We start from the raw sequence: 11,461 nt of genomic DNA on the forward strand, positions 1-11,461 counted from the left end.
ACTTTTTCTCATAATACTGTTTAAAATTAATAATTATTTTACACTTTTAAACAGTTCGGTTATAGGGGAAGCTTACAAAATCACCTTCATTTTCTCTGTCTTCGTCATCCATTAAGATAATTCCTTTTCCGTTTTGAAGATGTTTTAATACTTTTTCTAACCGTTCTTGACTATTAATATCGATTGTTTGTAATGTATCTATTTCTGCAAGTATCATTTTTTGTTTTTATAAATTCTATTGCAAAACTAGTGTTGTCTCAAGTCAGATTATTTGACATAGGTCAATAAATTGATTTTTTTTTAGAAATCAATAAGCTTTGTTTTTAGGCCTAATTAGCAATCTTATTTAGCGCTTCATCAGGTTCATTTAATTATTTATAAAAACTAGAATTCTAGTAAGTAACCTTCAACTTATTCTTTAACTTTTTTTCCATAATAGGGTATAAGTCGTAAGTTGGATAAAACTCTGACTTAAATGCTTTCCATGCGGTTCTTTCAATCGCCAGATTTACCGCCGCTAATTTTGAAGCAGGGAGTTCCAATACCACCATTTGGCCAATTCCCATAACCACAAACCAATTAACTACAGAAACGCCTTCTGGCGGGAAATTTTCATAAAACCCTTGATCGGTTCTTATCTTTTCAATTTCATTTAAATTCATACTTTGATCGTGTTTCAGAAAAATGGTTAATAACAACTTGTCATCAACTTTTTCAGAAGTTCCATTTACATCAGCCGATTGGGAATAACCAATAATTTGTAATAAGAATAGTGCGAATAATAATGGGTATTTCATATTTTATTAATTTTAGATTTATTGTGTTTTTTAATTAATTTAATGCTTCTTGTTTTGATAACTTGTAAAAAGAATATTGATTCTTCGACAATGGGATATTGTTTTTTTATCACATTAATTGAAAGAATTTTAAAAGAATTTCAACTAAAATGATTGATTTAAATGCCCATAATGTTTTGAATTTTCTTAGGTAAATCGGTATTGTCAAAATATTCAGAAAATTTTTCTTGACCTTTTCCTATAACTTTAACAGGAACTGGCGTGCCAGAATGATCGCCAGAGCCCCATGTTATTCCAGCCTTATTATTCAAAATATAGGCTGCTGTTTCGCCTATTGATTTTACTGTGTTTTTACTTAAATAATCAGCGTCTGCGTTTATAGTTTTGTTTCCTTTAAATTGTTTGTCATAAGCTGACTTTAACATGGCTAAATCTTTGTCATCTAATGATAACCCTATAGCACTGTTGCCTAAGCCAAAATCTAGCTGTATTACATCTAAAAGAGTATTAAATGAAACTTCTGGATCCGCAGTTTTAAGTTCAGTCATTTTTCTTTTAAATTCTTGAACTGAAGTTATCTGGTATTTCAACAACTCAGGCTGCATCGCATAATTTATTCCTGTGTATAAAGAGCCTGTTTCATGGTCTGCAGTCACTATAATTAATGTTTCATCGGGTCGTTCTTTATAAAAATCATAAGCTACTTTAATAGCGTCATCCAATGCAAGTACTTCATGAACCATGGAAACACCATCGTTTCCATGACATGCCCAATCAATTTTCCCGCCTTCAATCATCATAAAAAATCCTTTGTCATTATCAATAACTTCAATGCCTTTTTTTGTGAAATCGGCAAGAGAAAGCGCTTCTTCTTTTTTATCAATAGCCCAGAAAAATTCACCTGAAGGATACATATCAGGGTTTATAGCAATTATTTTTTCATCGCCATTTTTTAAATTTCTAATTTCCTCATGAGTGTCGGCAATGGTATAGCCCTTATTTATAGCATTTTCATATGCATCGGGTTGGTCTCCTTTTCCACCTTTTGGATAATGGAAACCTCCGCCTCCAAAATAATCAATATTATAATTGGGTAGCTCCATGCTAATTTCGTAATACATATTACGAGAATTTTGATGCGCATAAAAGGATGCTGGAGTGGCGTGATCAATCATAACACTAGATAATATGCCTACCTTAAAACCTGCGTTTTTTGCCCTTTCAGAGATGTTTTCATACGATATTTTTTGGTCGGGCGATTTTCCTATGATGCCGTTATTCGTTTTGAATCCTGTAGACATCGCTGTTGCTGCTGCACACGATGTGGTAACATAGGAATTGGCTGAATAGTTGGTCATATTTGAACTTACGGGAAAACTATTCATTAAAAGTTTATCGATTTTAATTTCATCTGGCTTTGCATTTAAATACATTTCTGTAGTATAAATTTGACTTAACCCCATACCATCTCCAATAAATAAAAACACATATTTTGCTTTTGTTTCAGTTTGACTGTATCCAATACTACAAAAAAATGCCATTAAAATGAGGACACTATTTTTTATTAATTTTACCATAATATTTTTTTTAAGTAAATGTACAGTGCGCTATCTTTTTAGGATGTAACAAAACAGGCTTCTTTATGGTAAATATGTTGCAATAGTTACTAAAAATGATAGTTGCCAAGGGTAATTTATTCGTATAGATGAAATTATGGCTTTATGAATTTAAATTTTAAATGGATTATAATTAGTTATAATGATTTTAATTCGAGCGCATATTGTTGTAAATTCCCAAACTAAATAGTAATAATAATTCAATATTAAATGAGACATCCATCAAAAAAAAAGGCATCAATTTTTTTCTCAAAATCCATTTGCGTGAGTTTGTTATTTATAATACAAGTTTCCTGTAAAGCTCAGCAAAAGAATAACAAAGATATTATTGCTGTTGGAGCTGAATTGACTCTACTTGCAGATGGTTTTAATTTTACCGAAGGTCCTGCCGTAGATAAACTAGGTAATATTTATTTTACAGACCAACCAAATGATCGTATTGTAAAATGGAACGCCATGGATAATACGGTAGCAGATTATATGAAGCCATCCGGCCGCTCAAATGGACTCTATTTTGATAATGAAGGAAACTTACTTGCCGCTGCCGATGAAAAGAATGAATTATGGCGCATAGATTCGGAAAAAAAGGTAACGGTACTTATTAAAGATTTTGATAGTAAAAAATTGAATGGGCCCAATGATCTTTGGGTAGATTCCAGTGGCGGCATTTATTTTACAGACCCCTTTTATCAGCGTTCTTGGTGGAACCATAAAGCGCCCGAACAAAAAGAGAAAAGAGTGTATTATCTAGCTAAAAATACGCATGTGCCAACAATTGTAGCCGAAGATAACTTTGTTCAACCAAACGGAATTATAGGTACGCCCGATGGCAAAACATTATATATTGCCGATATTGGGGATAAAAAAACTTACAGCTATATCATGGGAGCCAATGGAATGCTTTCTAATAAAAAATTATTCGTAGAAATGGGTTCCGACGGGATGACAATAGACCATTTAGGTAATGTTTACTTAACAGGAAATGGGGTAACTGTATTTAATTCAAACGGTGAACAAATAGCGCATATTGTGGTTCCAGAAAGTTGGACAGCCAATGTTACTTTTGGAGGGAGGGATCGAAAAATACTTTTCATTACAGCCATGGATTCTGTGTATACTTTAGAAATGGCGGTTCATGGGGTTCGATAATTGCCGATATTCAATTTTCACTTAAAATAGCGTTTAACCTTTTAGCTATGCGCTAATTAATAATTAAGGCTATATGGGAATTAAAATTTATAACTTTAAAAAAAATCAAATAATTACAAAGTCACCTTTAAAGAATGATTCATTATAATGTAAATATTACCGTATAATAGAATTTGATCCAATTTATGTGAGTTTGGAACGCGGACTCAATAAAGAGCAAATGCTTTATCAAAATAAAAAACTCAAGTAATAAAATCCTTGAGTTTTTCTTTGTTTACTTGTAGCTTGATGATGGCACGATCCCACAATCGAGTTATCACCAGAGTCAGCTTTAACATAATGTTCTTTCTGCCAAATCATCAATTTTTACTTGTTTATTCAGAAAGGGAGTTGTATGGCATGTTAGTCCATCTCCAAAATAAAAAATTAAGAAAAAATTCCAATGTTATTTTTTTTGTAAATGAGAGGTTTACCTGCTTATTTTCATTATTCCGAAGAACTATTGTAAGAAAATAATAAGAGTTTGCTTGAATTTGTTGCGATTTGTGTGTGTTTGTGATACCAGAGGAAAAAAGTACCAAATGTTTTAGCTATGTTGTACCCAAACAAAAAACCCAAGAATTAAAATCCTTGGGTTTCCCTGTGTTTACTGGTAGCGAGAGGGGGGCACGATCCCCCGACCTCCGGGTTATGAATTGAGAGCGTTGTATCTCGTTTTAATACAAATACCTTTAAAATCAATAATTTAAAGCGCTTTCAATATTCTATGATGTTCAATGATGGCGTTTGATATCGTATAATGTTTTAGCTATGTTTTAGCAGAGCTTTAATTTCAAGAATTGTACATTGATTTAAAATTGACCAGTTATGTCTTCAGTATCTCCTTTTTTGGTCAAAAGACCGAATTCAAAAAATCTGCATCCTATATCCATTAGGATTATTAAGGATAGAAAACCTTCGTATGTTTATTTGGGGCAGGCAATTAAATTGAATCAATGGGATTCTAAAAATGGTCGTGTAAAAAATTCCCATCCAGATTATCTAGAAATCAATCAACTTATCATTAGTAAATTATCCAAAGCGAATAGAAGTTTGTTAAACGCTGAAATAAAAGAGGAATATCTATCTTCAAAAAAGATAAAGAAACAAATGGTTTCAAATAATGAAAGTGATTTTTTTAAAGTTGCGAAAGCTTATTTGAAAAATATTGAAAACAGGAAGAAATTTCACCAATTGGATATTGAAACTAGGCGAGTAGAAGTTTTTAAAGAATTTCTTAAAAAGGATAAACTGCTTTTTACTGAAATAAATATTGAATTGCTTATGGAATTTGAGAACTTCTTGCTCAGTAAGCGTAATCTTTCTAGACGCACAGTTATAAATTACATGATTACCATTAGAACTGTTTTTAATTTGGCAATAACCAATTCTTCAGCGGATGCAAAGTTATATCCCTTTGGAAAAGGTAAATACCCGATAAAATTTCCTGAAACCCAAAAGATTGGATTAAACATGACTGAAATAACCGCTTTAGAAAATGTTGAAGGTTTAACCAAAGCACAGGAATACGCATTGTCTGCATGGTTGCTAAGTTTTTATTTTGCAGGAATTCGAGTAAGTGATGTGCTCCAATTAAAATGGAAAGATTTTATGGATGACCGTTTATATTATAGAATGGATAAAAACAGTAAATTGGTATCATTAAAAGTGCCAGATAAAGTTTTAAAAATTTTAGATAAATTAGAAAGGGAAGAGGATTCAGTGTATTTATTTCGGGAGTTGGAAGGAGTGGATATTTCTGATAATAGATTATTAAGAACTAGAATAAAAACTGCCACAAGGAATTTTAATAGACGATTAGAGATAGTTGCAGAAAAAGCTGGAATAGACAAGAAAATGAGTATGCATATAGCACGACATAGTTTCGGAAATATTTCTGGTGACAAAATTCCTATTCAAATGTTACAGAAATTATACAGGCATTCTTCGGTTACAACTACCATACAGTACCAAACAAACTTTCTTCAGAAGGATACAGATGAGGCACTAGATAAAGTAATTAATTTTTAGTCTAAATGTCACTGGTATTTATTTATTTGAAAGTTTAGGTTCAAATCCTGTCATCCCGACAAAATAGTATATCAATCCATATCAAAAACCTGTTAATCGTATGATTTACAGGTTTTTGCATTTATAACGATTTCAAAATAAAACAAAAAATTATGTTAAAAAAGTCAACAATTCGGATAACAAAATTAATTCTCGAAATGTGTTGACCGAATTGTTAAAATCCATCGGTTGTTCGGAATATTAAATGTATCTTTAAAGTGATTTGGCTTTCGTCTGGTAATAAAAAGTATTAACTAAAAGACGAAATCATGAAAACAACAAGTACTTTAGGTATTCTGTTCTGGGCAGATTTAGCAAGAGTAAAAGACAGTCAAGCTTCCATTTATGCAAGGATAACAGTAAAGGGCAAGCGAGCAACGCTGAGTTTAAAACGTAAAGTTCGCGTATCGGATTGGGATGCTCATAGGGGTAGGGCACGTGGAACAAACCAAAGCATCCGGACACTTAACAATTATCTAGAACAAGTTAACAGTGACCTTTTCCAATGCTACCAAGACTTGAAGACAGAGCGTAAGCTAATAACCTCAAATGCCATCAAGGAAAGATACCTAGGAGATGATGAGCAGAATCATTCCATTAAAGATATCATCAACTACCATTATGAGGACATGGAGGGCAAACTTAAGTGGGGCACTCAAAAAAACTATTATACTACTGAAAAGTATATATCAAAGTTTCTATTGAAGCGTTACAAGACCACTGATATGTATTTGAGGGAACTCGATTATAATTTTATACTCATGTTCGAAAAATATCTAAGGGGATATGTTCCAACGGATCACCAAAGGAAAATGGGTAATAATACGGTGATGAAACATATAGAGCGCTTTCGGAAACTTATTAATCTAGCGCTTAAATTGGGGTGGATGGAAAAAGACCCATTTATAAACTTTAAGTCCCATATTATAAAAAACGAAAGAGGATTTTTGAGTTCAGATGAATTAAATGCGATAGAGGAGAAACAGTTTACGATAGAGCGGTTGCAACTGGTAAGGGATCTGTTTGTATTCAGTTGTTATACTAGTTTAAGCTATATCGATGTAATAAACTTAACAGAAGACAATATCAATATTGGGATTGACGGCGAATTGTGGATTCACTATAAAAGAGAAAAAACGACCAAGCACATTAGAATCCCTTTATTGCCGAAAGCTTTACAAATTATGGAGATATATAAAAATAACCATAAATCGAAATCTAGAGGAAGTTTGTTCCCTAAAATATCAAATCAGAAATTGAATTCTTATTTAAAGGAAATTGCAGATGTATGCGGCATCAATAAAAATCTGACCTTTCACATAGCCAGACATACATTTGCCACTACGGTCACACTGAGTAATGGTATTCCCATAGAAACGGTTTCAAAATTGTTGGGTCACTCTAAAATATCCACAACCCAAATCTATGCTAAGGTCCTAGAGCGAAAGGTCAGTGATGATATGAAAAAGCTAAGAGATCAATTTTTGAGCATGAAAAAGGTGCCAGAGAGAAGGACCAGAAAATGAACTTTCTAGTGTTTATAAGCCTTTCGAAAGGGCAACATTTTTAATGGTCACCGAATTTGTACCGATTTAACAAACTTTAACATTTTGTTTTTATTATTAAGGCCAAAGGCAAACAAAACTATTCAAAGTTAATTTTGCAATTCGCGATTTACAAATTGTAAATAAAATTGGAATTGTATATGTTCATATTTTAATTGTGTTCAAGAATAATGAACCTATTTAATTCAATGAACATTATTATTGTTTAATTTTGGTCTTAGCGTGGTATTGATAAAAAACTAACGTTTCATGTTGCCCGTCATACTTTTGCCACCACGATTACCCTTTTAAACAATGTACCGCTGGTAACGGTATCAAATCTTTTGAGCCATAAAAAGATTTCTACAACCCAGAAGTATGCCCGGGTTATTGAAACAAAGGTAAGTAGGGATATGTGGAAACTCGCACAAACTTTAAGAGTGATTGAATCGAAAAAAGAAGGTGTTATAGGCTCTAATAATACAAACTCTTTAAGAATTGTTTGATGAAATTTTATTTCTATTTGATTTTAGTGAAGATAATAAAGCGCTCTTCTTTAGTCTTAATAGTTTTTTGTATTAGATCTTTTTGTGTGTGAGGCAATATGAAAATGAATTACTAAAATAAAGACCCCTTTCTTTATTAAAAAGAGACAAGAAAGCATGAACTCACCATGTCCAGTAGTGAGATAATGAAGTTGTATATTTGCAAATGCATAAGTTGTGGTTCCAGCTGGAAGCGCTGTGTTAAATGAAGCATTTATTGAACCTATTACGAATTTTGAATAGAAAAATTTCGGATAGATTAATATATGATTACAAATCATCTTAATTTAACTTGAATGTTTCAATTCTGTTATCTTCCATTCAAGGTAAATGGCTTAACTTAATCTACAATTACTCAATTAAAAACCATAATCAGAAATTTTTTGATTATAATGGTAAAATTTAATTAGCAAGGGGTAAATATTGGTGTTTTCATTCCCTCTATAACAATTAATTTTACCAAATACTATAAATGTGTTTAATTAAATCCAAAGTCAATAAGGAAATTAAATCATTATATATCTGATTTTTTAACTAAACTAAAATAAATCAAATGAAATTGAGAAAAGAATTGATAGCTAGAAACTTTTTGAGTAAATGGTTGCTCATTTTGATTTTAGTTTTACATGGAGGCATGTTTGCCCAAACTAAAAACGTAATAGTACAAGGAACAATTGTTGGACAAGATGGAATGCCTATTCCTGGTGTGACAGTTTTGGTGCTAGGAACTTCAAAAGGAGCTGTGAGTGATTTTGATGGAAATTATTCCATTGAGACTAAAGTTAACAGTGAATTAGCTTTTAGTTATGTTGGTTTTCAAAAACAAGTTATAAAGGTAACTGGACCTAAATTAAATGTTTTGATGAAAGAGGATATTTCAGAGCTAGACGAAGTGGTAGTTATTGGTTATGGTACGCAAAAGAAAAAAGAAATTACAGGCTCGGTAGGCCAAGTAAAAGCAGAAGAACTTGAGAATGTAATAACAAGTGATATTGGTGCTGCATTACAGGGTCAAATAGCTGGTGTGAGCGTAACAGCTAATAGTGGTGAGCCAGGAGAAGGTTCTGCAATTACTATTAGAGGGATATCATCACTAACAGGTTCAAATTCACCATTATGGGTTGTAGATGGCGTTCCGCAATCTGGAGATCCTGGATTGAATCCTAATGAAATTGAAACCATGGATATTTTAAAAGATGCGGCTTCAGCTTCTATATATGGTACAAGAGCTGCAGGTGGTGTTATTTTAGTAACAACGAAAAGAGGAAAAGTTGGAAATACTAAAGTAGGGTTAGAGGTTACTAATGGTCTGCAAATAATTACACGCCAAACACCTCTTATGAATACCAATCAGCAAATCTTTTTTGATTTGAATGATCCAACGAGAACAACTTCTGCTGCAAGTTCAGACAGATATAGTTTGCTTAATGATAATGATTTAAGAGATTTTACTGAAAATGATTTTTCTACTATAAATAGATACAATTTTGATATTTCGGGTGGTAGTGAAGATATAAAATATAGTGTTGTCATGGGACTTTTTAATCAGGAGGGTACCGTTATAAATTCTAAATTAAAGCGATACAACCTAAGAGCCAACGTTAATTTAACTAAAGGGAAATTTACTATAGATAATGGATTTGGTTTTACTGTTGATGAAAGAGAACGTCCAAATTTCAACTTACTTATTTTTGGACAACGTGCGTTACCTTACCTAGATCAAGTAGATGGCAACACAACATCTTTCACCAGTGAAAATGAAGATACTGGAGCAAGTTCTGCTTATGGTCAAATATTAGAAGCTATAACAAGAGACAGACAAGTTGGTCGAGATAGATTTGAAGCAAGTACTAATATTAAATATCAATTAAATGATCATTTTCAATTAACAACGCTAATTAGTGGTGTTATAGAAAATGAACAAGAAAAACAAGTGCAACCGCCTTTTGCGTTATTTGATAATAATGGTAACAATTTACGTACAGCTTCTGATAGTTTTATATATGAAGGACGATCTCGTAATGTATTAATCAATTGGAATGGTGGTATAAATTACGATCAACAATTTAACAAACATAAAATAAATGCACTCGCAATTATTAATGTTGAACAAGATTATTTCTCATCTATTGGTGCTGTAAAAAGGGGATTGTTATTTTCTGATCCTTATGTTAACTTATCTACTGCAACTATTGGAGAAGAATTAGGGTCCGATGTCACTTTAAATTTTACAGGGCCGTCTACAGTAGAGCCAGATTATAAAACGAAACGAGTAGGTACCGTAGGTCGTGTTCTTTATGATTATGATGGAAAATATCAATTAAGCGCAAGCGCAAGGATGGATGCTTCCAATCAATTTTCAAAAGATAATTTATATGCATTTTTCCCTTCTGCATCACTAGGTTGGACAGTTTCTGATGAAAATTTCTGGAAAGGCTTTAAAAAAACGGTAAATAATTTAAAATTTAGAGCTAGTTATGGTACGACAGGTAACGACCGTTTTACCCCTAACTCCATATATAGTCCTGTAGCGGTAGGCTACAATGCAAACTTTCAAAGTGAGAGTGGTACGGATCAAGAAAATTCTGGAATTATTCAACAACAGTTCGGTAATCCTGATTTAAAATGGGAGGTTACTAAACAGGCTAATTTTGGTATTGATGTAAGTTTTATGAAAAGTATGTTAGTTTTCACTGCGGATTATTATACTACTAAAAAAGAGGATCTATTAACTCAAGTTCAAATAAACTCGAGTTTTGGTGCTTCGGTACAAGCAGACCGTGATTTAACAGGTAGCCGATTTGCCGTTTTCAATGTTGGAGACATGACCAATAAAGGTTTTGAAGCTACATTAAGATATAGACCAAAAGTAGGTAATGTTAGATTTAACATTTTAGGGACATTCACTACAAACAAAAACGTAGTGACGAACCTTCAATCTGAAAGCGGATTACAAATGTTTACTACCACACCAGTATTTGGCGACAATTTAGCAAGAGCAATTGGTTTACAGGAAGGAAGAGAAGCAGGTTCTTTCCTAGTATTCAAAACTGATGGTATTTTTAAAGATGCTACAGAATTAGCAGCATACAATGCTAAATATGGTGAAACCAGACAACTTGGTGATTTAAAATATGTTGACTCTAACAATAATGGTACCTTAAGAGATGAAGGAGATAGAGTTTACAGCGGTAGCGGACTTGCAGATTATGAAATGGGTCTTAATATTCAAGCCACTTATAAAAATTGGTTTTTCCTTACTAATTGGTTTGCTTCTGTAGGTAATGAAGTATATAATGCTACAAGAGCTAGTGCCATGAAAGCGGGTCGTCATAGAGATCTAATTTATCAATACATTCCAGGAGTCAATGAAGATACAGATATTCCAACTTTTAGAAGCACATCTAGGGCATCTGGAGATAACAATTATAATGGAAGCTCCGATTTCTTCATTGAAGATGGATCATTTGTTCGCTTAAGAAATGTAGTTGTGGGTTACACCTTACCTAAAGAGGTTTCAGATAAATTAGGACTTACAAGGTTTAATATTTATGCCAATGCACAAAACGTTCTTACAATTACAAATTATACAGGTCTAGATCCTGAAGTTGGTGGTAATAATATCCAATTTAAAGGAATAGATAATGGCATCATTCCAACTACAGCAAGTTATAATTTAGGTTTAAGATTAAATTTTTAAG

At 32.5% G+C, this 11,461-nt stretch carries 7 protein-coding genes and 1 pseudogene; 5 read left to right on the forward strand and 3 right to left on the reverse strand.

Features of this window, described 5'->3' with window-relative positions; all coding sequences use genetic code 11:
* Nucleotides 1-46 precede the first annotated feature (46 nt).
* The 3 genes from Q5N74_RS12900 to Q5N74_RS12910 all read right to left on the reverse strand — a co-directional run bounded on the left by Q5N74_RS12900 (nucleotide 47) and on the right by Q5N74_RS12910 (nucleotide 2,374).
* Entirely contained in the window at nucleotides 47-217 is a 171-nt protein-coding gene (locus Q5N74_RS12900) for a 3,4-dihydroxy-2-butanone-4-phosphate synthase (protein WP_304389273.1), read from the reverse strand.
* A 175-nt stretch (nucleotides 218-392) separates the two neighbouring features.
* Nucleotides 393-797: a hypothetical protein gene (locus Q5N74_RS12905; protein WP_304389274.1), complete on the reverse strand. Its 405-nt coding sequence runs from the start codon at nucleotides 795-797 to the stop codon at nucleotides 393-395.
* 158 nt (nucleotides 798-955) lie between these two features.
* Complete coding sequence (locus tag Q5N74_RS12910; RefSeq protein WP_304389275.1) at nucleotides 956-2,374, reverse strand: alkaline phosphatase; 1,419 nt, start codon at nucleotides 2,372-2,374, stop codon at nucleotides 956-958.
* 303 nt (nucleotides 2,375-2,677) lie between these two features.
* Here Q5N74_RS12910 and Q5N74_RS12915 point away from each other — a divergent pair, with 303 nt between their 5' ends.
* The 5 genes and pseudogenes from Q5N74_RS12915 to Q5N74_RS12935 all read left to right on the forward strand — a co-directional run bounded on the left by Q5N74_RS12915 (nucleotide 2,678) and on the right by Q5N74_RS12935 (nucleotide 11,460).
* On the forward strand, nucleotides 2,678-3,562 hold the full coding sequence (locus tag Q5N74_RS12915) for an SMP-30/gluconolactonase/LRE family protein (RefSeq protein WP_304389276.1): 885 nt from the start codon (nucleotides 2,678-2,680) through the stop codon (nucleotides 3,560-3,562).
* An 867-nt stretch (nucleotides 3,563-4,429) separates the two neighbouring features.
* The gene (locus Q5N74_RS12920; protein ID WP_304389277.1) at nucleotides 4,430-5,632 is read left to right on the forward strand and encodes a site-specific integrase; all 1,203 of its coding nucleotides are present in this window, start codon (nucleotides 4,430-4,432) and stop codon (nucleotides 5,630-5,632) included.
* Between the two features lie 308 nt (nucleotides 5,633-5,940).
* Nucleotides 5,941-7,197, forward strand: coding sequence for a site-specific integrase (locus Q5N74_RS12925; protein WP_304389278.1), 1,257 nt, complete (start codon nucleotides 5,941-5,943; stop codon nucleotides 7,195-7,197).
* 266 nt (nucleotides 7,198-7,463) lie between these two features.
* Nucleotides 7,464-7,721: pseudogene (locus Q5N74_RS12930) on the forward strand (tyrosine-type recombinase/integrase); the annotation flags it as partial.
* Between the two features lie 592 nt (nucleotides 7,722-8,313).
* Nucleotides 8,314-11,460 carry a TonB-dependent receptor gene (locus Q5N74_RS12935; RefSeq protein ID WP_304389279.1) on the forward strand — a complete coding sequence of 1,049 codons (3,147 nt, stop codon included), beginning with the start codon at nucleotides 8,314-8,316 and terminating at the stop codon, nucleotides 11,458-11,460.
* The last annotated feature ends 1 nt before the right edge of the window (nucleotide 11,461 follow it).

The sequence above is a fragment of the Mariniflexile sp. AS56 genome (assembly GCF_030552475.1).
In the GTDB taxonomy this organism is placed as follows: Bacteria; Bacteroidota; Bacteroidia; order Flavobacteriales; family Flavobacteriaceae; genus Mariniflexile.